Below are 24254 nucleotides of genomic sequence, written 5' to 3' on the forward strand. Positions count from 1 at the left end.
GGCCGAGCTGAGTGAGGATCAGATCCTTGTCTATCAGGTCCCGATCCCGGAGCCGCTGCGTTTTCTTGAGCCGCGTGAAACTGAAACCCGCAAGATGCACGCCTTGCAGGAATATGGGCTGATGCACGTGAAACTCTACGAAGACATCAGCCAGCATGGCGCCATTGCCACCTCATATGCGTATCCGGTGAAGGTCGCGGGTCGCTATGTGATGGACCCCTCGCCGATCCCGAAATTCGACAACCCGAAGATGGACCGCATGCCAGCCCTGCAGCTGTTTGGTGCGGGGTTCGAAAAACGGATCTACGCGGTACCACCCTACACCGAAGTAAAGAGCCTCGATTTCGACGACTATCCGTTCGAGGTGCAGCAGTGGGATGAGAACTGCGCGATCTGCGGTTCCGACCACAGCTTCCTGGATGAAGTGATCATCGACGACGCAGGCAGCAAGATGTTTGTCTGCTCCGACACCGACTATTGCCGCAGCCGCCAGGCCGCTGCGGGTGAGGAAACCACGTCATGAATGTAAAAAGCATGAACGTAAAAAGCATGAATAACACGGTCATGAGCGACGCCAGCATGATGAATACCAGCGCATGGCAAGACCTGGCGCCGCTGCTGAGTGTACGCGACGTCAACAAATACTACGCACCGGGCAAAGGTTGCGGTCCGATCAACTTCGACCTTTACCCGGGTGAAGTACTGGGCATCGTGGGTGAATCCGGTTCCGGTAAATCCACCCTGCTGAGTTGCCTGTCGGCACGCCAGACGCCGGACAGTGGCCAGATTATCTACAACAGCGAACAGTTTGGTGAGATGGACCTGTACGCCGGTGACGAATCCGAACGCCGTGTGCTGATGCGCTCCGAATGGGGCATCGTGCACCAGCACGCCCGCGACGGCCTGCGCATGAACGTCAGTGCCGGCGCCAACATCGGTGAACGTCTGATGGCCGTGGGCCAGCGCCACTACGGCGATATCCGCGCCAAAGCGGAAGAGTGGCTGGAAGCGGTGGAGATTGATGCCAACCGTATCGATGACCGTCCCAGCCAGTTCTCCGGCGGTATGCAGCAGCGTCTGCAGATCGCCCGCAACCTGGTTACACACCCACGCCTGATCTTTATGGACGAGCCCACCGGTGGTCTGGACGTCTCCGTACAGGCGCGCCTGCTCGACCTGCTGCGCAACCTGGTATCCCAGCTGGGGCTGAGTGTGATCATCGTCACCCACGACCTGGCCGTGGCCCGCTTGCTGGCCCACCGTCTGATGGTGATGCGTCGCGGTGAAGTGGTGGAATCCGGCCTCACTGACCAGGTACTGGACGACCCGCAACACCCGTACACCCAGTTGCTGGTTTCATCCATTCTGCAGAATTAAGGAGACACACCATGACAACCATGATCCGGGTTTCCGGTCTGCAAAAATCCTTCACCCTGCACAATCAGGGTGGCGCCAGCTTCGAAGTGCTCAACGGCGCTCAGCTGGAAGTACAGCAGGGCGAATGTGTGGTGCTGCACGGCCAGTCCGGCGCCGGTAAAAGTACCTTCCTGAAAGCTCTCTACGCCAACTACTCCGTCGACGGTGGCGAGATCCTGCTGCGCGATGGCGACGAGATGCTGGACCTGACCCAGGCCTTGCCCCGTCGCATCATCAACCTGCGCCAGCACTGCCTGGGGTACGTGTCCCAGTTCCTGCGTGTGATTCCCCGAGTCTCTACGCTGGATGTGGTAATGCAGCCGCTGCTGGATCTGGGGGTGGATAAAGCGATCTGCGAAGCCAAGGCCAAAGACCTGCTGAGCAAGCTGAACGTGCCGGAACGCCTCTGGCACCTGGCGCCAAGCACCTTCTCCGGTGGTGAGCAGCAACGTGTGAACATCGCCCGCGGTTTTATCGTCGACTACCCGATTATGCTGCTGGACGAACCCACCGCATCCCTGGATGCCACCAACCGCAAGGTGGTGGTTGAGCTGATTAACAACGCCAAAGCCCGTGGAGCGGCCATTGTGGGCATCTTCCACGATGAAGACGTACGTGAAGCCGTAGCCGACCGTCTGGTCGATATCCGCGCGATTTAATAAACAGATACGAGAATCGTTGTGAACGATATGAAAGAACAGATTCTGACAAACGCCAAGCTGATCCTGGCGGACGAAGTGGTCAACGGCAGCCTGGTGATCCGTGACGGTAAAATCGCCGACATCGACACCCGCAACAGCCAGCTGCCACAGGCCGATGACCTGAGCGGCGACTACCTGATGCCGGGCATGGTCGAGCTGCACACCGACAACCAGGAAAAATACTTCACGCCACGCCCGAAGGTGGACTACCCGGGTCACCTGGCGATGGCCACCCACGATGCCCAGCTGATTGCCGCGGGCATCACCACCTCCTTCGACTCCGTGGCACTGGGCGACATCGTCGGCGACAGCACCCGTGTCGAGAAACTGGATGCGATGATCAAAGCGATCGTGGCGTCTGAAAAGGCAGGTACCAACCGTGCCAGTCACTTCCTGCACCTGCGCTGCGAAGTGAGCTTCCCGGGCCTGATGGAGTTCTTTGAGCGTTACATCGGTGAAGATCTGGTCAAGCTGGTCTCCGTCATGGACCACGCTCCGGGTCAGCGTCAGTTCCCGCCTGAGAACATCCCGAAGTACCGCGAGTACTACCAGGGCAAATACGGCTTCAGCGATGCCGAGATGGACGTGTTCATCACCGAGCAGCAGGCCAACAGCGCCCAGTACGCCGACCGCTTCCGTCGCACTATCTGCGAAGTGTGTAACGACCGTGGCATCGCCACCGCCAGCCACGACGACGCCACCCTGGCCCACGCACAGGAATCCGCCGAACTGGGTATGCAGGTGGCCGAGTTCACCACCACCCTGGAAGCGGCCCGTGCGTCCCACGAGCTAGGTCTGAAAGTGCTGATGGGGGCACCGAACGTGGTGCGTGGCGGTTCCCACTCCGGCAACATCGCCGCCGCCGAACTGGCGCGTGAAGGTGTGCTGGATATCCTCAGCTCCGACTACTACCCATCGGCGTTGCTGCAGGCGGCCTTTATGGTTGCCAAGCAGGACAACGGTTATACCCTGGCTGATGCCATCGCCCTGGTTACCCGCAATCCGGCACAGGCGTCCAACCTGTTCGACCGCGGTGAACTGAAAACCGGCCTACGCGCCGACCTGGTTCAGGTACACAGACACGCGGTAATGCCGCTGATTCAGCGCACCTGGCGTGAGGGACGGAGGGTCTTCTGATGAGTGGCACCCTGTTTTATCTGATCGGCGCCTCCGGCTCGGGTAAGGACTCCCTGCTGGCAGGCTGCCGTGAACGCCTGCGCCCGGAGCAGCACTGCTGCGTGGCGCACCGTTACATCACCCGTGCCCCGGGCGTGGGTGGTGAAAACCACGTGCACCTGTCCGCCGAGGAGTTCCAGATGCGCGACCAGTTTGGCCTGTTCACCATGCAGTGGCAGTCCCACGGTTATCGCTACGGCATCGGCAGCGAGATCAACGGTTGGCTGGACCGTGGACTCAATGTGCTGGTCAACGGCTCGCGCGAATACCTGCCCCACGCCCTGGCCCAGTACGACGAACTGGTGCCGGTATTGATCGATGTAGATCCCGATCTGTTGCGCAACCGCCTGCTCAACCGTGGCCGCGAGGGCGCCATCGAGATCGAACAACGACTGGCGCGCCACCAGCAGCTGGTGAATAATCTGAACTCTGACCTGGATTCCAACCTGATCAAAGTCGACAACAGCGGCGACCTGATGCACGGCATCAACGCTTTGCTGGAAGTGATCAAGCATTACAGTTGGTCCACAACAACCTAAAAAGAGAAGTGTCGAACTAGATGCAACTGACCCTGCTGGGCACCGGCGACGTTCGTCAGGTGCCGGTGTACGGCTGCGAATGCCGTGCCTGCCAAAACGCCCGCCAGAACCTGGCTCTGCGCCGTAAGCCTTGCAGCGCCCTGCTGGAGAGCGGTGACCTCCGTCTGCTGATCGATGGCGGCCTTACCGACCTGTGCGAACGTTTCCAGCCCGGCCAGCTCAGCGGCATCCTGCTCACCCACTACCACATGGACCATATCCAGGGCCTGTTCCACCTGCGCTGGGGCGTGAACGACCATATCCCGGTGTACGGGCCGGAAGATGGCGGTGCGGCCGGTGACCTGAAAAAACACCCCGGCATCCTGGAGTTCCTGCCGCCCCTTACCGCCTTCGAGCCGTTCTCACCACAAGCGGATTTAAGCATCACCCCAATCCCGATGCAGCACTCCAAACCTACCTTTGGTTACCTGATTGAACAGGACGGCAAACGCATCGCCTATCTGACCGATACGGTTGGTTTGCCCGAAGCATCGGAAGAGTATTTGAAGCAGTTTGATTTGGATGTAGTGGTTATCGACACCAGCGTACCGCCGCAACCGCAGCCACCGCGTAATCACAACGACCTGAACCTGAGCCTTGCGATCTTTAAGGCGTTGAAGCCGAAGAAGATGATACTGACCCATCTAGGGCATGAGATGGATGAGTGGTTGTTAGATAATGAACTGCCCTACGGTGAGATCAAGGTTGCAATGGATAACTCCATCCACCACGTTTAAGTGAGTTGGCTGAACGTTCTCAACCTCTCTATCAAGTATGTTTTGCAAGCATGTCATCCAATAACGTCCATGGAAGCCTACTACCTGCAAGCTTCATTTTGAGAGAAGCACCCCGAACTTCCTTGGTGGAACAAATCCCGTGAATTATCATTTGTTCCAAGAGCCAAATCGTCCCCAACTTCGGCACCGACTCTTTATCTGCAGCTTTGCGAAGACGTAAATCACCAGTAATGAGTGGGCACTCTTCCTGCTTTGCTAAGGCTAAAGCAGTACAATCATTAAAACTTGGCCCACTATATTTCACGAGTAGTTCAGAAACATAGACCATGCTTTCAGGAGTCATCTCCTTCTGACAAAGTCCAACATCCAGCAACCAACCATGTTTTTCCTCTAACTCCTCAGCATAAAGGATATCTGGCACTGCAAACGTATACGGCAAGAGAAACAGCTGTTGGGTTAGCCCTCCCTCCTCGAGATCAATCAGTACATTTGAGTCACTGATTAACAACTGCTGCATCCATGCCTCCCATTTTTCTCTCTTCTCTGAGTTCTGAAGTCGACAGCCCTATCAACTCCGCGGCTTTTGATTCACCAATATAGTCCTCAGCCAAGGCTCTATATGCCAATTGACGAAACATGTAAGTCTTTTCACTTGGATAAGGGGTACCTGGCTCTGAAGTCCGCCAGCCCTTTTTAGAAAAGTATCGAAACATAGAATCTTTCACTGAATCAGCAATCACTCTGCACTGATGAGCCCTTATTAGTGCTCCCATCATGCTAATGCCAAATTCTTGCTTGAGAAGATAGAGCTCTCTTGATTCAAGCCGATTTCTTCTTTCGCCGAGACATTTGATTAATGACTTTTTAGGCAGGAGAAAAGCTCCAGCAAATCTATCACAAGCTTTTTCTTCATCTATTGATTGAGCTAATCGACCTTCCAACAGCAGGTGGCCAAGCTCATGGGCAAGAGTAAAACGCTGCCTATCTCCGGGCCATTGAGCGGAAACGACTATTACAGGAGTGCCATTGACTGATGCCGCTAAACCATCTAAACGACCAGCAACGTCAATAGAAGTAACTATCACAAGTACTCCCATAGACTCCAGCACATCTATCATGTCAGGAACCGGATTAAGGCCTAATTCCCAAGTTTCGCGCACAGTGTCTGCAAAGACCTCAATTTCTTCCAAGCAAGAAATACGATCGGCCAAACTACTTGGCAATGAAAACTCAGGTACAGGAGCTTTTGGATATAGAGAAAGCAGCTGAGTCCAACGCTCAGCTTGATCTAGAACATCCGCTTCGATCTTTGCCAGCAATTTTTTTGGTGCAGAGGAACGCTTTCTGTATTCAACCCCTTTCAATTCAATTTGCATGGGCCGAAAAAAGTACTCTACCTTCACACCTAAGGACTTCGACAGTTTAATCATCTGAGAAGAAGAAGGCATTGAGACGCCTTTCTCATATTTATTTATAGTGGTTTGAGAAACTCCCACTTGCTCGGCGAGCGCACGCAAAGACAGTCCTGCTGCCTTTCTTGCTCGATGTAAGCGTTCTCCAATCATTTTTAACGGCCCCGGTTTACAAAATCCATTTTAGTATTGAAATTGTAAACCCTAATAACGCTTAAGTCATATGAACAACAATCATGTTATGCATGACTCATACGAAAGATTCACCAACTAATCGCTTAAACAAAACACTAATTACTATAAAGCTCATTCGATCACAAAAAGGGCACTGCCCATCTATCCAGACAGTGCCTTAACGCTTAGTCCTTAACCTCCCCCTTCTTCCAAAGGAAATACACCGCCGGTACCAGCACCAACGTCAGCACCACGGCACTGACCATGCCACCCACCATCGGTGCAGCGATACGTTGCATGATCTCCGAACCGGTGCCGGTGCCGTACATAATCGGCAACAGACCGGCAATGATCGCCGCCACGGTCATCATCACCGGACGCACGCGCATACCGGCGCCTTCGATGACCGCTTCACGCAAGTCGGCCAGCGTCATGCCATCGGGATTTTCCGCCTGTTTCGTTTTGAATGCCTGGTTGAGGTAAACCAGCATGATCACCCCAATCTCCACAGCCACCCCGGCCAGGGCAATAAAACCAACGCCCACCGCCACCGAGAAGTTGTACTGATTGATGTAGAGAATCCAGATTCCCCCGATCAGCGCCAGCGGCAGGGTACCCATGATGATCGCCACTTCGGCAAAGCGGCGGAAGTTCATGTAGAGCAGGATGACAATGATCGCCAGCGTCAGCGGCACCACGTAGGTCAGGCGTTCCTGCGCGCGCAGCAGGTATTCGTACTGCCCCGACCAGTTGATGGAGTAACCCGGTGGCAGCTCGACGTTCTCTGCCACATGCTTCTGCGCATCCGCCACGTAGGAGCCCAGGTCACGGCCTTCGATATCCACAAAGGTCCAGCCGTTGGGGCGGGCGTTTTCACTCTTGATCCCCGGCGGGCCGTCCTCAATGTAGATCTCTGCCACGTCCGCCAGCGCGATTCGCTGCCCTGTTGGTGTGACCAGCGGCAGCAGCTGCAGCTTCTCGACCGAGTTGCGGTAATCCTGTGGATAACGCACGTTGATCGGATAACGCTCCAGCCCTTCCACGGTCTGGGAGACATTCATGCCGCCGATGGCACTGGTCACCACCGCCTGCACATCGGCGATATTTAGGCCGTAGCGCGCCGCCTTCAGGCGTTTGATATCCACCTTGATATAACGTCCACCGGCCACACGCTCGGAGTACACCGACGCGGTGCCCGGCACTTCGGCGATCACCTGCTCCAGCTGCTGACCGATCTTCTGGATCTCTGCCAGATCAGGCCCCGCCACCTTCAAGCCCACCGGGGTTTTGATCCCGGTCGCCAGCATGTCGATACGGGTTTTGATCGGCATCACCCAAGCGTTAGTCAGGCCGGGGAATTTCACCAGCTTATCCAGCTCCTTGGTCAGCTTCTCGGTGGTCATCCCCTCGCGCCACTGATCACGTGGTTTCAGGGTGATAAAGGTTTCGATCATAGTCAGCGGTGCCGGATCGGTGGCCGTCTCGGCACGACCGATCTTACCAAATACCCGCTCCACCTCCGGCACGGTGCGGATCAGCTTGTCGGTCTGCTGCAGCAGCTCGCGCGCCTTACCAATAGAGATGCCAGGATAAGTGGTTGGCATATACATCAGGTCGCCTTCATCCAGCGGCGGGATGAACTCGCTACCCAACTTGTCCACCGGCCAGAACCCCACGGCGGTCACCAGCAAAGCAGCCGCGACGGTGGTTTTAGGCCAGCTCAGCACCGCGCGGATTACCGGCAGGTAGATCGCCAGCAGCAGGCGGTTGATCGGGTTCTTGTGCTCCGGCAGCACCTTTCCGCGGATACAGTAGCCCATCAGCACCGGCACTAGGGTCACCGCCAGACCGGCTGCGGCTGCCATGGCATAGGTCTTGGTAAACGCCAGCGGCGCGAACATCCGCCCTTCCTGCGCTTCGAGGGTAAACACCGGCAGGAAGCTCATGGTGATGATCAGCAGGCTGAAGAACAGGGCCGGGCCCACTTCCGCCGAGGCTTCACCAATCACCCGCCAGCGGTTCTCCGGCGTGAGGGGGGTGCGCTCGATATGTTTGTGTACGTTCTCGATCATCACGATCGCCCCGTCCACCATAGCACCGATGGCAATGGCGATACCGCCGAGCGACATGATGTTGGCGTTGATCCCCTGGTAGTACATGACGATAAACGCCATCAGAATGCCCACTGGCAAACTGATGATGACCACCAGGGAGGAGCGGAAGTGGAACAGGAACGCGGCACAAACCACGATCACCACTACAAACTCCTCCAGCAGCTTCTCGAACAGGTTCTCCACCGCCCGTTCGATCAGCCCGGAACGATCGTACACAGTGACGATCTCAACGCCCTCCGGCAGGCTGCGCTGCAGCTCCTCCAGCTTGGCTTTTACACCATTAATGGTTTTCTGGGCGTTCTCACCAAAGCGCATCACCACCACGCCACCGACGGTTTCGCCTTCACCGTCCAGCTCGGCGATACCCCGGCGCATCTGCGGGCCCACACTTACATCAGCCAGATCCTGCAGCAGGATCGGCGTGCCCTGCTGGGTCGCACCCAGCGGGATCGCGCGGATCGCGTCAATGCCATCCAGATAACCGCTGGCGCGGACCATGTACTCCGCTTCGGCCATCTCCAACACCGACGCGCCACTCTCCTGGTTCGCCCGCTTGATCGCCCTGTTGATATGGGAGAGCGGGATACCAAAGGCGCGCAGTTTCTCCGGGTCCACCTTCACCTGATACTGCTTCACCATGCCGCCGACCGGCGACACTTCCGACACACCCGGCACGGTCTGCAGTTCATACTTCAGGAACCAGTCCTGCATACTGCGTAGTTCGGCCAGATCGTGTTTGCCGGTGCGGTCCACCAGCGCGTAGAGGTATACCCAGCCAACACCGGTGGCGTCCGGCCCCAGCTGTGGTTTGGCACTGGCCGGCAGGCTCGGCGCCACCTGGCTGAGGTACTCCAGCACGCGGCTGCGCGCCCAGTACAGGTCGGTATCCTCATCAAAGATCACGTAGACGTAGGAATCGCCAAAGAACGAGAAACCACGCACGGTCTTCGCCCCCGGTACCGACAACATCGCCGTGGTCAGCGGATAGGTCACCTGATCCTCCACCACCTGCGGTGCCTGCCCCGGGTAGCTGGTTTTGATGATCACCTGCACATCGGACAGATCGGGAATGGCATCGATCGGGGTGTTCTTCAGGGTAAACACACCCCAGCCGAGCAGGATCAGGGTCGCCAGCAGGACAAAGAAGCGGTTCCTGATCGACCAGAAAATCAGTCCCTTAATCACATCAGGCCTCCTTGCTCACGGGGCGCTTTGGGCTGCGGCAGGATCACGTCGGTGATTTTCAGGTTGCCCATGTTGCCGCCGTTCAACAGCACCTGCACGGCACTGCCCGGCTGCAGTTTTTCCAGATCCACCGCCTCATCCACCGGCACCTCCATCACCATCTCCGGCTGCTTCCACATACGGATCTCCTTATGCTTCAGCACCACCGTGCGCGCCTCGGCGTTCAATTCACGGACTTCGGCCTGGGCCCAGGTCTCTTCGATACGGCCCATCATTGGCGGTGTCATGCGCATGAAGTCGGAGCTGATGGAAGATTCGGAGTCGAGCATAAATTGGGCGGATATCACCACCTTGTCTTCCGGATACAACCCGTCGAGGATCGCGGTGCGGTTGCCGATGCGGGCACCGGTCTGCACCTCCACCGACTTGTATTTGCCCTCACCCAGTGCCACGACCACCCGCTTCTGGCCACCGGTTTCGATCACCGCGCTGGATGGCACGTTCAGCACCTCAGCCGTTGGCTGTGCCAGCACATCGATCTGGGCGAACATACCCGGTTTCAGCGCCAGATCCCGGTTATCAAAGCGCAGCCGAACCTGCACGGTGCGGGTCTTTTCATTCAGGGTGGGATAGATGTAATCCACCGTACCACCCCAGAACCGTTCCGGCAGGAAATCCATCTGCATGCGGGCGTTGTCACCCACCTGGATCTGGGCAGCCTGACGCTCAAACAGCTCGGCGATCACCCACACCTGATCCAGGGCGCCAATACTCATCACCCGCGTCGCCGGTTTGATAAACATACCCTGGCGCGCCTTCAGCATACTGACAAAACCCGCCTGCGGTGCGTAAAACGGGATGGTGTTCATGACCTTGCGGGTTTTGCGCAGCTGAGTAACCGTCTGCTCCGGTACCCCCAACGCAATCATCTTGTCGCGGCTGGCCTGCTGCAGGTAGCGGTTGCCGCTGCGCAGTGCGGCGACATACTCCTCCTGCGCATTCACTAGATCCGGCGAGTAGATCTCGTACAGCGGCGCGCCTTTGTCGACGTATTCACCCTCGGCCTTCACATGCAGCACCTCCACCCAGCCGGAGATACGCGAGTGGATGTCGATACGTTTCTCTTCGTCATACCCCACGTAACCCACGGTGGAGAGGTTGGCCTGCAACGGGCTGAACCAAACCGGTACGGTACGTACCCCCAGGTTGTTCTCCACCCGTGGATCGATGCTGACCGTACCGGGTGAATCGCCACCCGCCAGGTCTTCTTCATAGACCGGCACCAGCTCCATCCCCATCGGCGACAGGCCCGGTTTGTCACGTCGGTAATTGGGATCCATCGGTGCCACCCAGTACAGCGGTTCATCCGCGGCTTTACCGGTGGCGCCCATATCGGCACCACCACCCATCTGCCCCTGGATAAAGTAACCTCCGGCAGCACCGATCAGCAGGGCTGCAGTTGTCAGGACAAATTTATTCATGGGTTCACCTCGGATTCTGCTGCGGCCAGCGCAGGATCAACACCCGCCAGCCAGTAATTGATGTTGCTGATGATCTGGGCTTGCTGATGCTGGAGCTGGATTTTCATCATCTTGGTTTCCAGCTCGCCCATGGCGGCTGCCGCGACGTCGGAGAATCGGCCGTCGGCGGCAGCATAGGATTGAGTTGCGGACTTACGTTTTTCCCGCAACTGGCGCAGGTAATCGTTGTTGTAGATATCCAGACGTTGCTGCAGCCCCGCATAGTTGCTGAGCGCCTGTTGCAGCTCGGCACGGTATTCACGCAGGGTCAGCAGACGGTCCTCTCGCACCGCCTCGCGCTGCTGGATCGCCGCATTGCGGCGGGCATCCTGGCGTTTTTCCGGGAACAGCGGCAGATCAAAGGTCAGCGCCACGCTGAAGAAGTCGGCACGATCCCGACCGTTTGGCATGTCGTCACGAAAGCCGTAGCTGGTATCGAGTTTGAAACCGGGCTTGTAGGCCTGCTCGGCCAGCTCCACACCGCGCTGACGGATCTCGATATCCTGCTCCAGCAAGAGCAGCTGCGGGTGTCGCTGCAACGCCTCCAGCATCTGCTGTTGCTCCGACACCGGGACAACCGGGATTAGACCCGGAAGCTTTACGGGCAGGGACTCATTGCTCATCGCTTCCGGCAACCAGCGATTGAGCTGGCTGCGCAGGGCGGATTCCTGCTGCTGCATGCGGGTGATGCGGTCGTTGAGACGCGTCACCTGCAGCTCGGCATCGATCACCTCAAAGCGACGTGCCTTACCGCTGCGGAAATTGGCCCGGCTGATATCCACCAGCTCCTGGAACAGGTAGCGGTTGTTCTCCAGCAACATCAACTGCTCCTGCAACGCATGCAGTTGGATCCAGCTGCCGGACACCTGTTTTTTCAGCTTGGCGGCGCGCAATAACCGCTGCAGCGGTCCCTTATCGGCCCGTTGCGTAAGCTGTCGCTGTTGAATCTTCAGACTGTCCCCACGCGGGAACTGCTGCGACACCCCCACCTGCAGCTGGGTCATGTTTTCCTGGTCAAAATCGAAGGTATCGGTGGGCAGGTTGGCCAGGGCCAGGCGCATTTTCGGATCAGGCAATTGACCGCTAGCGATCGCCTGCTGACGCAGTGCCTGTTCCTGATAGGCGCTGCTCCGCGCCCAGTGGTCACTAGAGATCGCCTCCTGAATGGCGCTCTCTAAGGTAAGCTCCGCCTGCACCGGCAATGCAGTTGCGGTAAACGCAGCAATAACAAAGTGAGATATACGTAAACGCATAATCCGTTCTCTTGTACATGTAAAAACCTCCCGCACGGTATTCACCGGCAGGTCGTATAGATGACAGAGAAGGGTTGCTTAATTCAGAAATACAGCGTGCTGAACGTGGAGACGCGGATATCCCCGCAAAACAAAGAGCTGACGGACATAGGGGCCAAACAGGCGCACCTGCCGCCAGAGCAGAGCCAACAGGACGCTGGCCGAAATCAGGTAGATCAGGAAATAGGTATGGTCCGGATCGGCATCCGGCATCGGGTCGGCTACCAGCTTCCGACTCCACTCACAGCCGCTTTCGCCGCTGCCGCAGTGTGATGCATCCGGCATCGGTTCGTCGCCGGAGTGATGCATGCTGTGGTCAACGATCTGAGCCGTTTGAGTGTCGCCGTCTACCGCCGTGCTTACCCAGCTGGTACACACACCCACCCACCGCGCAATAGACAACAAAAAACAGCAAGGCGATCGACGCCAGCATTTTGTTTCTTGTTGTGAAAAGCTGAGTGAGCATATGAGATCCGTGTGTGACTTTAAGCGCACCCACCGGTGCACGCATGCCCCATAGGATACGCGACAGCTGAAAAAGTTTCATAATACTTGTGGCTAAAAGTTTCACTGTTTCAGCACTTCCAATCGACCCGCAACGCATCTGCACAGGCACACGTAAAGCCAGCTTTACACCCAAGTTCTTTCGAATCACCTTGCTAAACAACTGAAAAAAAAAGATTTTTATAGCATCCCAGTATCTATGCGTTCCTTAACTTGTACAGATAGAATCATCGTCGCGTATCGTTTCGTCCTAAGCCTCTGAATTTAAAGGCCTCCTCCGGCTGGCATAAAACCTGCGTTGCCCTAATTGCGAAGGGTGCGGGCGCTCTGGCCATATCCGGAAGGGGACCTGTCGGACCAAGCGATCTGCCGACGTGGTGGCACTCCAAATCCTCGGATATATCAACTCACCAGATCCGCCCGCCCCGCCCATTCATCTGCATTTCCGGGCAAGACATCCAGCCGTTTGTACCATCAGCGATGCCTCCCGAAGGAGAGTTTTCAATGTCCACGGTTATGTCAGTCATCAGGACCAGATGCCGTGCGTTCAGGCAATGCGTAATAACGTGCGGCAGCTGGTTCGGCGCCCTCATCAACACCACCGTAAAACTCACTGAACAGCTGAGCCGTGTCCTCGGCTTTGTTGTGTTCAGCCTGCTGTTCAGTGCCCATGCGTGGTCGGATGGTGGGGATTTTTCTCAAGATTTCACCGCGTCGGCACCGCTGACCTATAACCACACCATCGGTGGCGGCGCATTCGACGACCGCACGGTGGGCCGGGGCGACGACATCGTTGAATCCCTTGAAGGCGGCGACTTCGCCTGTGGCGATATCGTGACCTTCCTGACCCAGGTGGTCGTTGACGACTCCCCAACCGATCCAGTTCAAGTTATTGAGCTGGACTACTCTTTCACCGCCCATTCCACCGGTCAGCAGGGCACCGCCCTGGCCGATATCGTGAATGCCGAAGTGAACTACGGCGTGATCGATATGGGCGCGGGTGATGGCCCAGGCGGCACCGACGCCGGTATCAATGATGATCTCGGCAGTGTTGCCACACTGGTCAGCGAAAGCCTGACCGGGCCTGTGTTTGTAAAAGGCAGCGAACTGCTGGGTACCGTCGAAGTAACCGATCTGGAAGCCGGTGAGAGTGTGGTCGTACGTGTTGACGTAATGATCCAGTGCCAGCTTAACAGCAATCCAACCGGTAACATGCAGGGTCAGTTGGCTGCAGCACGTGTTATCTCTCCATCCGCAGATACAATCTCCGGTGGTGCGCAGACTATCCCGTTTAAAAAAGTGGGACAGATCGAGCAGCCACAGATCGATATCATTAAAACCGTGACCATCGCACCGGGTAGCTGCCCGGGTGTGAACAGCGAAATCATCAACTTCGACCAGACTGCGAAGTACTGCTACGAAGTTATCAACAGCGCGCAGACCGCACCGCTGCTGAATCTGGTAGTTACAGATGACAACGGTACACCGGGCGATACCGGCGATGATTTTACCGTCACCCTCACCAGTGGTTTGACCGACGAAGATAACGACAACCAGAATGATGACCTGGCCGCCGGCAGTTCCGCCTTTGGTGAATCGCTCAGACCGATGACCATCGATGATATCGGTGACACCATCATCAACACCGCCACTGCAGATGCTGATGATGTGGATCCGGTAACAGATATTGCCGAAGTGCAGGTACCTATCCCAACGCTGAACCCAAGTATCGATATCAAGAAAGAGGTCAGCGTGGATGGCGGCAGCACCTTCTTTGATGCTAACGATGCGGGTTCCGCTCCGGCGACATTGGTTGGCGGTGGCGCTCTTTATAAACTCACCGTGGAAAACACCGGTGATACGGCGCTGGAAAACGTAGTGATCAACGATGCCGATTTGGGCATCGTGAACTACAGCGTTGGCAACCTCGCCATTGGCCAGATTGTCGTACTGACCGAAAACGAGATCTTAGCCCTGAACGTACCAGGTCGCTGTAGCGGTACCGGAGTGGTAAGCAATACCGCCACTGCCGCTGGTAACGACGTGATCCTGCAGATTCCGGTCAATGACAGCGATGACGCCAACGTGCTCTGTGTGACCGAGTCGATCAAGGTACTGAAAGAGATCAGCATTGATGGTGGTACCACCTATGAAGATGCCAACGATGCTGGCAGTGCACCATCTGTAGCCATTATTGGCGGCGCTCTCTACCGCATCACTATCACCAACACCGGTACCGCAGCACTGAGCAATGTCATCGTGAACGATACCGACCTGGGCATTATCGATGCCAACGTTGGTTCCCTGGCCTCAGGTGCTTCATTTGTACTGACATCTGGCAGTTTCCCTGTTCTGAACCAGCCTGCACGCTGTCAGGCACCGGGTACCCTAACCAACACCGCGACCGCATCGGCCACCTCCGATGCTACCGGTAACCCGGTTCAGGGCAGCGACGATGCCGTCGTAAACTGTGTGGACGAAGCGATCGAGTTGATCAAAGAGATCAGCGTTGACGGTGGTAATACCTACTTTGATGCCAACCAGAGTAACGGCGCACCTGCCGCAGCCCTGGGTGAAGGCGCACTGTATCGCATTACCCTGACTAACATTGGTACTGCAACGCTGATGGACGTCGTGGTCAACGACCCATCACTGGGTATTGTGGACTTCCTGGTTGGCAATCTGGCACCGGGTCAAACTGTTGAACTGACCTCTGGTGAGATCCCTGAACTGGATCAGCCGAATCGTTGTCAGGCTCCGGGGGACGTGGTCAACATCGCCACTGTAGAGGCGATCTCCAGCGATACCGGCAACATGCTGTCCGACAGCGACCCAGCCGTACTGCGCTGCGTTGAAGAGGCGATTGATATCGTCAAACTGGTCAGCGTGGATGGTGGCGCGACCTACTTCGATGCCAACACCGGCGGTAGTGCACCAGTGACCGCATTGGGTGGCGGCGCGCTTTACCGCATCACCTTAACCAATACCGGCACAGCCCCTCTGGAAAACGTTGTAGTTAACGATGCAACGCTCAATATCGTGGACTTCTTCGTTGGTGATCTGGCAGTCGGCCAGACCGTGGTGCTGAATCAGGGTGAGATCCCTGAACTGGATCAGCCGGGACTCTGTCAGGTACCGGGTGATATCACCAATATCGCCACTGCCGACGGTGATTCCGTTGATACCGGCAACATGGTCAGCGACAGTGACAACGCCAACGTACGTTGTGTTCGCGAAGAGATCGTGCTGCTCAAAGAAGTCAGTGTGGATGATGGTATTACCTACTTCGACGCCAACCAGAGTAACGGTGCACCTGCACTTGAACTGGGCGGCGGCGCACTGTACCGCATCAGCCTGACCAACAACGGCACCGTGAACATCGTAAACATTACCGTGACCGATGCTTCCCTGGGTATCTTTGATGAACCGGTCAGTGATCTGGCTCCGGGACAGACTGTGATCCTCACCTCCGGTGACATCCCAGCCCTGAACCAGCCAGGCCGCTGCCAGACTCCGGGCGATGTAACCAATATCGCCATTGTGGACGGTACGTCTGAAGATACCGGTAACCCGGTCAGCGATAGCGATCCAGCTGTTGTACGTTGTGTTGAAGAGGCGATCCGCCTGCTGAAAGAAGTGAGCGTGGACGGTGGTAATACCTACTTTGATGCCGACGACAGCAATACCGCTCCGTCAACCGGCCTCGGCAACGGCGCCCTGTATCGCATCACCCTCACCAATATCGGTACCGCCGATCTTGAGAATGTGATCATCAACGACGCAACGCTGAATATCGTCGACTTCTTCGTCGGCAACCTGGTGGCAGGCCAGACCATCGTCCTCGACGAAGGTGACATTCCAGCCCTCAGTCAGCCGGATCTGTGTGAAGTTCCGGGCGACGTAGTCAACGTAGCGACCGGCGATGCAATCTCTGTCGAAACCGGTAACCCGGTCAGTGACAGTGACAGCGCCGTAGTCAGCTGTGAAGCCGCAGCGGCAGGTGTGCTGATCATCGATGAGGACAGCATCGACAATAACCTGTTGTACTGGTTGAGTAACGTTATTCCTAACCAGAACAACGGTATCGAGTTCCGCAAACGTGAAGTGAACGAGCACAAACCGGCCGAAGGCTCCCGTGCTCCGCTGCCGTTCTTCGTCAACCGCGTTGGTCAGATGTTCAAACTGCAGACCGGCCAGGTAGGCGATGAAGCCTGGTTCGCTCCGGAAACCATCCCATTCTCCTGGGATAGCTTCGATGCCGGTGGTGATGGCCTGCGTGCCTTTGTCGACGGCAATGTACCGCAAAGCCTGCTGGATGAGATTCCAGATGTGACACCGCTGCGTGCCACCGGTCTGGTGGGTCTGGAAGGTGGTACTTACTGTGCCATCGTCTACGACAGCGATGTAAGCATTAACTACGGTCCGCTGTTGGGCAACCTGACCGGTGAAAACCTAGGTATCGCGGCCTTCCGTGTTGAGATCGACGGTGTTGAGAAACTGAACGGTTTCTCCAGCAGCTCACTGCCAACGGTTCTGATCACAGTACTGGATCCAACCAGCGTCTGCTCCGGTCCTTTGACCACTGTGGATGCTCCGGAACCACCAAGCTCATCCGAGCCGTTTGATATTGATCCTGAAAACCTGAGTGGTGGTTACCTCTGACGCCTCTTAGGGCTACCCCTACAGGCGCTACCTCGCGGTAGCGCCTGTTTTTATTGCAGGAGGTAACAACGTACGTCAGCCAGGATTTACAGGTGTTACATCAACACTACAGCAAACTTAACAAATGTTTCTTCGACTTTACACAGTTCAGCATTCGCCTTCTTATCACCAAAGCTAATCCCCTGTTTTAAAAGACAAAATCGTATTGGCTCAAAACCTGCTTCGTTCCCCAGTAAAGGCACTCGCCGGGGCATAATCCGTTGTGTTCTGCCCTGTGCAAACGTTCTAACCAAACCTACACCACCCAGACCAGGGGGACACAAACCATGTTCGCCCAACCGCTGCTACGTCGTTTCCGTTTCTTCGCTTATTACCTGCTTGGTATCTGTGCGGCTTTTGTGGTCAGCTTCAGCTATGCCGCGCCCCATCAACCGGGTCACTTTCTGACCGGCCCCAACAGCGGTGACCCACTTACCATCGCGCTGGATTACCTGCGCAGTCACCGGCACGCATTGGGTCTGTCCAACCGTGATATCAACACGGCCCTGCTGACCGACCGTTTCAGCTCACCGAATAACGGCGTGACCCATATCCATCTGCGTCAACGCTACCGCAATTTCGAAGTTCACGGCGCCAACCTCAATATCAATATCGCCCGTGACGGCAGCGTGATCAGCCTCAACAACAGCTTTGTGTCCAACATCCAGCAGCAGGTAAACACCACGTTGCCGGGGTTAAAATTTGGGCAAGCGGTATCGGCAGCAGCCCGTGGTCTGGGGCTGGAGGCATCCGGCCCGATCTCCCGCAATCCGATCCCCGGCAAGCTGGTTTACCAGCCGGTTAACCGCGGCGAAGCACGCCTGGCCTGGGATCTGGAGATCTACGAGCTGGATGCGCAGAACTGGTGGCGCATCCGCATCGACGCACTCACCGGCGATGTACTGGATAAGACCAACTACGTGGTGCACGAGCACTCCATGGAGGTGTATCCGGAACCGGTGGAAAGCCCGAACCACGGTAACCGCCAGATTCTCAACTTCACCGACCTGTCACCGTGGGTGGACGGGCAATGCACCAGCGGTAACAACGTGGATGCCTACATCGATGACGACGCCAGCAACAGCCCCACCGGCGGTGACAACGCCCGTGCCTGCAGCCCAACACTGGACTTCAACTTCCCAATCAACCTGTCCCAGGAACCCACCCAGTATATCGATGCAGCAATCACCAACCTGTTCTACTGGAACAACCTGATCCACGACGTGTTCCTGGAATACGGTTTTGATGAGGCAGGGGGTAACTTCCAGAACAACAACAGCGCCGGTCAGGGTAAAGGCAACGATGCGGTTCGTGCTGAAGCCCAGGACGGTGGCGGCATCAACAATGCCAACATGGCCACCCCACCGGATGGCAGCCCGCCGCGTATGCAGATGTACCTGTGGAACCGAACCAATCCGGGCCGCGACGGGGACCTGGATAACGGCATCATTGTGCACGAATACGGCCACGGCATCTCCAAACGCCTGACCGGTGGTCCCAACAACACCTCCTGCCTGACCAACACCGAACAGGCGGGTGAGGGTTGGAGTGATTATTTCGGCCTGTGGATGACCATGCGCACCACCGACAGCGGCACCGATAAACGCGGCATCGGCACCTACGTGCTGGGTGAGAACACCGACGGCGACGGCATCCGCGACTACCCCTATAGCACCGATCTGGCGATCGATCCACGCACCTACAACTCAATCAAGTCCGCTTCCATCCCCCATGGGGTAGGCTCGGTGTGGGCCGCCATGCTCTGGGATATGACCTGGGCACTGATCGACAAATACGGCTTTGATTCCGACTTTTATACCGGCACCGGAGGCAACAACATCGCGCTGCAGCTGGTGATGGACGGCCTCAAGCAACAGCCTTGTTCACCGGGTTTTGTGGACGCCCGCGACGCAATCCTGGCCGCGGATATGACCAACAATCAGGGCGACAACCAATGCTTGATCTGGGAAGCCTTTGCCAAACGTGGCCTTGGTTACAGCGCCACTCAGGGCAGTGTGGGCAGCCGCAGCGACGGCACAGAGGGTTATGACATCCCACTCGCATGTCAGGATCGTCTTGTCATCCTTACCAGCGCCAGCCCCTTGTGGGCGCAGAGTGGCGACACCATCAACTACAGTATTGAGATCCGTAACCAGACCGGGAATCCACTGACCGGTGTTGAGATCATTAATCCCGTGCCCGCCAACACAAGCTATATGAGCAACTCGGCCACCTGTGGCGGCAGTGAGTCCGGCGGCGTGATCAGTTTCCCTCTGGGCGGCATGGCGGACAGCGAAGTTCGAACCTGCCACTTTGATGTGCAGGTCAGCGGCGGGGCCGCCGGCCTGTTGCTGGCGGACAACATGGAAAATGGCACCGGCCTCTGGAACGTCTCCCACGCCTCCGGTTCCATTGACTGGCAACTGAGTGGCGTGAACCCCTACAGTCCGGTATCCGCCTGGCTGGCACAGGATATCGCCACCAGCAGCGACCAGTACCTGACCCTCAGTAACAGCATCAGCTTGGGCGACGATGCCCTGCTCAGTTTCTGGCACAACTACGACACCGAGGCGGACTGGGACGGTGGTGTGGTTGAGATCTCCGCCAACGGCAGCAGCTGGACCGATCTCGGCCCGGATATGTTCCGCAACGGCTACAACAGCATCATCAACACCAACCCGGCCAGCGCGATCAGTGACCGCCCAGCGTTCTCCGGCAGCAGCGGCGGCTACCAGCAGACGCTGGTCGACCTGAGTGCCTATGCCAATAAGAACATCCGCGTGCGTTTCCGTATGGCCACTGACGGTTTCGTTGGGGGTGTCGGCTGGGACCTGGATGACGTGGAACTGAGCAACAACGCAATTATCCACAGCCAGGCCTGCGCCAGCTCCGACCAGGGCGACAACGAATGTGATCAGGTGCGTACACCGGTTGCAGCTTCTGACGCACCCAGCATTGCCACCAATCCGACAGCAATTGCCGCCACCCACTTTACCGGTGACAGCACGGAGCATAACCTGACCATCAACAACGTTGGCAGCGCCACACTGGACTGGGACATTGGCACCGGTGGCGGTTGTACACAACCGAGCTGGGCTTCTGCCGATCCTGTGTCCGGCAGCACCGGCGCCAACAGCGGCAGCAACGTCACCGTAACCCTCAACTCCACCGGGTTATCGCCAGACAGCTACAACGGCACCCTGTGTATCAGCAGCAACGACAGTAACAACTCACCGTATGCGGTTGATCTGACCCTGACTGTCAACGATCCGAACGGTACCGTGCAGCAGCTGGCGTCAGGTGAAACCCATGTCACCGGCACCGTACTCTCTGGCAACTATACCGACACCCACTACAGCGACGGCAGCTACCAACGTCTCGGTGAGTCCCATCAAGGCGGCAAACCGGCCGATCGCTGGGACCTTCTGGAACACATCTGGATCTTTAACCTGCAGAACGGTACCGGTCTGGTCCTCAACATCGTTGCCGATGTATACCAGGAAAGCAGCGACGGCGACGAGTTCCTCTGGTCCTACTCCAGTGACAACAGCAACTGGACTCCATTGTTCACTATGAACATGGCGGGCAATGGCATCCCTAGCGCTGTATTCCTGCCCAATCACAATCCGGGTAATTTCTATGTCCGGGTGACCACAACCGACCAGACCAAAACACACAACAACCCGGATGAGATTGACGTCTATCACCTCTCCATAACCGAAGGCGGCGTCTCCAACCCACCACCCGCGCTTGAGATGAGCCTGCAATCCTTCACCGGCCAATCCTATCCGGGTCGGCGCAACCGCTGGGATGCGGAAGCCACCGCCACCATCGTGGATAGCGAGGGCAATCCGGTCAGCGCCGCCGTGGTGCATGCCAGCTGGAGTACCGGCAGCAACGACAGCTGCACCACCAACAGCAGCGGCCAGTGCACAATGCAGTTGAAAAACATCAAAACCAATGTGGGCACAGTTACCCTGCAGGTGACAGACATTACCCGCAGCAGTGGCGACACCTATGTTGAGGGTGCGGTTAACAACGTGAATATCTCGGCGCCCTGACAGTAGCGATATGACCTAAATGGCTCAGCCGAAACAGGACTCGGCTGAGCCAGCCTTTAACAAGAAGCTACAGCCACAAGAAACAACAGTGCAATATTGAAAATCCATACTAAGCTTATGGATATTTTTTCAAGCAGCTCCGAAATAACAAGAATAAAAGTACTGTAAAGGGACTTACTGGAATGCGCTGGTATGAAACCGCACCGCGGGCTTCCCACGACGAAAGCCTGATCCTGACGTTGTTTACCTCCTCCCCTGATCCGTCGCTGATCATCCGTGGGGATAGGTTTATCGAGTGCAATCAGGCCGCGGTTGAAGTCCTGGGGTACAGCTGCAAGGACGAGCTGCTTCATGTGCATCCCTCGGATATATCCCCCCTCTACCAGGCTGACGGAACCTGCTCGGTCGACAAGTCCACCGCCTATATTCGTCAGGCAGAGTACGAAGGTACCGTCCAGTTCGAATGGATTCACCAGCGCAAGAACGGCTCCCATTTCACCGTCAGGGTGACGCTGTCTGCGATGCACTCGAGCTCCGGCCCGATCATCTACGTCACCTGGCAAGACATCAGTGAAACCAAGGCACAGCACAAATCATTGCAACGCAGTGAAGCGCGCTTTCAGGAACTGTTTCAGTCGATGCCCAATGGGGTACTGGTGCTGCAGCCGCACGAAAGCGGCACAGAATTCGAGGTGCAAAGCGCCAACCCAGCCTGTGAACAGATCTTTCACCGCAGCAGCTACAGCTTAAAGGGGATCCCGTTAAGGGAGTTGCTGCCCTACAGCCGCAAGAAGGTGGATGATCTCTATAGCTCGATCAAGAAAGCCTGGCAGGGAAACACACCCCACGCCCATACCTTCACGGTCTACAAGGGCCACCGCCTGCGGCTCTGGCTCGATATCCAGATCTACAAACTGTCCAGCGGCGAGCTGGTGGCCATCCTCGATGACCGGACAGAAAAGGAACAGAATCGGATACGGCTGGAGTTATATACCAACGTTTACCGACAAAGCCGGCAGGCGGTACTGATCAGTGACCAGAACAACCAGATCATATCGGTCAACGAAGCCTTTACCGAACTGACCGGGTACAGGGAGGATGAGGTCCGGGGGCATAACCCCAGGATACTGGCCTCGGGCAAAGTTCCTCCTTCCACATACCAACGCATGTGGCACGCCCTTCAGGACAACGGCTATTGGCAAGGCGAGTTATGGGACCGCACCAAGGATGGCCGGATTTATCCCAAGTGGATAACCATCAATACCGTGCGCGATAAAGCGGGCAAGATCAGCTACTACATCGCCAGTTTCAGCGACATCACCGAACAGAAAAACGCTGAAGAACAGATACAGCATCTCTCCTATCACGATCCGCTCACCCACCTGCTCAACCGCTTCAGTTTTGAAGAACGCCTCAGCCAGGCCATCTCCGCATCACAGCACGAGCAGCGGGAACTGGCGATTCTGTTTATCGATCTCGACCGCTTTAAAGACATCAACGACACCCTGGGGCACCAGGTGGGCGACGAACTGCTGAAGGCGGTGGCCAAACGACTGAAGGACACGGTTAAGGAGAGCGATCTGCTGGCCCGCTTGGGTGGCGATGAGTTCACCCTGGCGTTCACCCACTTTAGCAACCACAACCATCTCGCACTCAAAACCAGCACGCTGCTGGAGACCTTGTCCGCCCCCTATGAAATCAATGATCAGCCCATCTATATCACGCCCAGCATCGGCGTGAGCGTCTATCCCAACGATGGCGATTCCGTGCAGGAATTGATGAAACACGCGGATGCGGCGATGTACCACGCCAAGAGCCTGGGGCGTAAAAACTTCCAGTTCCACTGCAGCACTATCTCGGAGCAGACCCAGCATCGACTCAACCTGGGCCAGCAGCTAAACCAGGCACTTCAGGAGGAGCAGTTCGAGCTCTACTACCAACCGCAGATCGATGCGGCGAGCGGCAACATATGTGCACTGGAGGCTTTAATCCGCTGGCACCACCCGGAACGGGGCCTCGTCTCGCCAGCCGAGTTTATCCCGGTGCTGGAGGATTCCGGTTTGATCGAACCGGTCGGCGAGTGGGTATTACGCACCGCCTGCCAGCAGCTAGCCCACTGGCACCAGCAGGGGTTTGCACACTTGCGTATGTCGGTGAACCTCTCGGCACGTCAGTTGCGCTCGACCAGCCTGATCTCGCAGGTCACCGCAGCCCTCGCCCACTGCGGATTGCCTGCCAGTGCACTTGAGCTGGAGATCACCGAATCACTGGCCATGGAGAACCCGGAACAGGCGATCAGCATTCTCGGGCAACTCAATGCCATGGGGATCACCATTGCCATCGATGACTTCGGCACCGGGTACTCCTCGCTGGCATACCTGAAAAAACTCCCGATTCAGATCCTGAAACTGGATCGCGAATTCGTCAGCCATATCGAAACCGACAGCAACGATGCCGCCATCAGCACGGCCACGATCTCATTGGCCCACAGCCTGGGTCTGAAAGTCGTTGCCGAAGAGGTAGAGACCCAACACCAGCACAACTTCCTCCGGCAGCAGGGTTGCGACTACCTGCAAGGTTTTTTTCATGGTCGCCCCATGCCGCCGGCAGAGATCGCTGCCGTTCTGCTCGAACGTGCTGAACGCGAGAAAATCATTGAGGAGGTAGAGACGTGAAGTAAAAC

Annotated in this window: 16 protein-coding genes; 9 read left to right on the top strand and 7 right to left on the bottom strand. The window is 56.8% G+C overall.

The annotated features are described in order from the left end of the window. The 6 genes from ACEQ15_RS19695 to phnP all read left to right on the top strand — a co-directional run. On the top strand, positions 1 to 523 hold a 523-nt coding region (locus tag ACEQ15_RS19695), incomplete at its 5' end, for an alpha-D-ribose 1-methylphosphonate 5-phosphate C-P-lyase PhnJ (RefSeq protein WP_370280975.1). Next, on the top strand, positions 520 to 1377 hold the full coding sequence (phnK, locus tag ACEQ15_RS19700; RefSeq protein WP_370280976.1) for a phosphonate C-P lyase system protein PhnK: 858 nt from the start codon (positions 520 to 522) through the stop codon (positions 1375 to 1377). The genes ACEQ15_RS19695 and phnK, both read left to right, overlap by 4 nt. A gap of 11 nt (positions 1378 to 1388) precedes the next feature. Continuing rightward, positions 1389 to 2075, top strand: a complete 687-nt coding sequence (phnL, locus tag ACEQ15_RS19705) for a phosphonate C-P lyase system protein PhnL (protein ID WP_370280977.1) — start codon at positions 1389 to 1391, stop codon at positions 2073 to 2075. 30 nt (positions 2076 to 2105) lie between these two features. Beyond that, positions 2106 to 3254 (top strand): alpha-D-ribose 1-methylphosphonate 5-triphosphate diphosphatase, encoded by a 1149-nt coding sequence (locus ACEQ15_RS19710; RefSeq protein WP_370280997.1) that lies wholly within the window; start codon positions 2106 to 2108, stop codon positions 3252 to 3254. After that, positions 3254 to 3832 (top strand): phosphonate metabolism protein/1,5-bisphosphokinase (PRPP-forming) PhnN, encoded by a 579-nt coding sequence (gene phnN / locus ACEQ15_RS19715; RefSeq protein WP_370280979.1) that lies wholly within the window; start codon positions 3254 to 3256, stop codon positions 3830 to 3832. The genes ACEQ15_RS19710 and phnN overlap by 1 nt, the downstream gene beginning before the upstream one ends. Positions 3833 to 3852: 20 nt before the next feature. Next, a complete protein-coding gene (gene phnP, locus ACEQ15_RS19720) occupies positions 3853 to 4608 on the top strand; it encodes a phosphonate metabolism protein PhnP (RefSeq protein ID WP_370280980.1) in 756 nt (251 codons plus the stop codon). Between the two features lie 31 nt (positions 4609 to 4639). On the opposite strand, the gene ACEQ15_RS19725 is transcribed toward phnP, so the two are convergent. From ACEQ15_RS19725 to ACEQ15_RS19755, 7 genes are all read right to left on the bottom strand, one after another. Then, a complete protein-coding gene (locus ACEQ15_RS19725) occupies positions 4640 to 5125 on the bottom strand; it encodes a PIN domain-containing protein (protein ID WP_370280981.1) in 486 nt (161 codons plus the stop codon). Continuing rightward, positions 5103 to 6173 carry a helix-turn-helix domain-containing protein gene (locus tag ACEQ15_RS19730; protein WP_370280982.1) on the bottom strand — a complete coding sequence of 357 codons (1071 nt, stop codon included), beginning with the start codon at positions 6171 to 6173 and terminating at the stop codon, positions 5103 to 5105. Before ACEQ15_RS19730 ends, ACEQ15_RS19725 begins: the two co-directional genes overlap by 23 nt. A 206-nt stretch (positions 6174 to 6379) precedes the next feature. Further along, positions 6380 to 9493 carry an efflux RND transporter permease subunit gene (locus tag ACEQ15_RS19735; RefSeq protein WP_370280983.1) on the bottom strand — a complete coding sequence of 1038 codons (3114 nt, stop codon included), beginning with the start codon at positions 9491 to 9493 and terminating at the stop codon, positions 6380 to 6382. Further along, positions 9490 to 10974, bottom strand: coding sequence for an efflux RND transporter periplasmic adaptor subunit (locus ACEQ15_RS19740; protein ID WP_370280984.1), 1485 nt, complete (start codon positions 10972 to 10974; stop codon positions 9490 to 9492). Before ACEQ15_RS19740 ends, ACEQ15_RS19735 begins: the two co-directional genes overlap by 4 nt. Next, the gene (locus ACEQ15_RS19745) at positions 10971 to 12266 is read right to left on the bottom strand and encodes a TolC family protein (protein ID WP_370280985.1); all 1296 of its coding nucleotides are present in this window, start codon (positions 12264 to 12266) and stop codon (positions 10971 to 10973) included. The genes ACEQ15_RS19740 and ACEQ15_RS19745 overlap by 4 nt, the downstream gene beginning before the upstream one ends. 78 nt (positions 12267 to 12344) lie before the next feature. After that, positions 12345 to 12683, bottom strand: coding sequence for a hypothetical protein (locus ACEQ15_RS19750; protein ID WP_370280986.1), 339 nt, complete (start codon positions 12681 to 12683; stop codon positions 12345 to 12347). 645 nt (positions 12684 to 13328) lie between these two features. Beyond that, positions 13329 to 13481 (bottom strand): hypothetical protein, encoded by a 153-nt coding sequence (locus ACEQ15_RS19755; protein WP_372530388.1) that lies wholly within the window; start codon positions 13479 to 13481, stop codon positions 13329 to 13331. Between ACEQ15_RS19755 and ACEQ15_RS19760 the strand changes: the two genes are divergently transcribed. From ACEQ15_RS19760 to ACEQ15_RS19770, 3 genes are all read left to right on the top strand, one after another. Beyond that, on the top strand, positions 13455 to 17471 hold the full coding sequence (locus ACEQ15_RS19760) for a hypothetical protein (protein WP_372530389.1): 4017 nt from the start codon (positions 13455 to 13457) through the stop codon (positions 17469 to 17471). The genes ACEQ15_RS19755 and ACEQ15_RS19760 overlap by 27 nt on opposite strands. Positions 17472 to 17797: 326 nt before the next feature. After that, positions 17798 to 21571, top strand: coding sequence for a M36 family metallopeptidase (locus ACEQ15_RS19765; protein WP_370280988.1), 3774 nt, complete (start codon positions 17798 to 17800; stop codon positions 21569 to 21571). Positions 21572 to 21753: 182 nt separating this feature from the next. Further along, positions 21754 to 24246, top strand: a complete 2493-nt coding sequence (locus ACEQ15_RS19770; protein ID WP_370280989.1) for an EAL domain-containing protein — start codon at positions 21754 to 21756, stop codon at positions 24244 to 24246. Positions 24247 to 24254 lie beyond the last annotated feature (8 nt).

It is taken from the genome of Pontibacterium sp., from assembly GCF_964228735.1.
Classification (GTDB): Bacteria; Pseudomonadota; Gammaproteobacteria; order Pseudomonadales; family Balneatricaceae; genus Pontibacterium.

What these genes read in the sequence shown, in the direction of transcription:
- ACEQ15_RS19730 (WP_370280982.1), bottom strand. Translation starts at nt 6,173, where the DNA reads ATGATTGGAGAACGCTTACATCGAGCAAGAAAGGCAGCAGGACTGTCT.
- ACEQ15_RS19740 (WP_370280984.1), bottom strand. Translation starts at nt 10,974, where the DNA reads ATGAATAAATTTGTCCTGACAACTGCAGCCCTGCTGATCGGTGCTGCC.
- ACEQ15_RS19710 (WP_370280997.1), top strand. Translation starts at nt 2,106, where the DNA reads ATGAAAGAACAGATTCTGACAAACGCCAAGCTGATCCTGGCGGACGAA.
- phnN (WP_370280979.1), top strand. Translation starts at nt 3,254, where the DNA reads ATGAGTGGCACCCTGTTTTATCTGATCGGCGCCTCCGGCTCGGGTAAG.
- phnL (WP_370280977.1), top strand. Translation starts at nt 1,389, where the DNA reads ATGACAACCATGATCCGGGTTTCCGGTCTGCAAAAATCCTTCACCCTG.
- phnP (WP_370280980.1), top strand. Translation starts at nt 3,853, where the DNA reads ATGCAACTGACCCTGCTGGGCACCGGCGACGTTCGTCAGGTGCCGGTG.
- ACEQ15_RS19725 (WP_370280981.1), bottom strand. Translation starts at nt 5,125, where the DNA reads ATGCAGCAGTTGTTAATCAGTGACTCAAATGTACTGATTGATCTCGAG.
- ACEQ15_RS19770 (WP_370280989.1), top strand. Translation starts at nt 21,754, where the DNA reads ATGCGCTGGTATGAAACCGCACCGCGGGCTTCCCACGACGAAAGCCTG.
- ACEQ15_RS19745 (WP_370280985.1), bottom strand. Translation starts at nt 12,266, where the DNA reads ATGCGTTTACGTATATCTCACTTTGTTATTGCTGCGTTTACCGCAACT.
- ACEQ15_RS19755 (WP_372530388.1), bottom strand. Translation starts at nt 13,481, where the DNA reads ATGGGCACTGAACAGCAGGCTGAACACAACAAAGCCGAGGACACGGCT.
- phnK (WP_370280976.1), top strand. Translation starts at nt 520, where the DNA reads ATGAATGTAAAAAGCATGAACGTAAAAAGCATGAATAACACGGTCATG.
- ACEQ15_RS19765 (WP_370280988.1), top strand. Translation starts at nt 17,798, where the DNA reads ATGTTCGCCCAACCGCTGCTACGTCGTTTCCGTTTCTTCGCTTATTAC.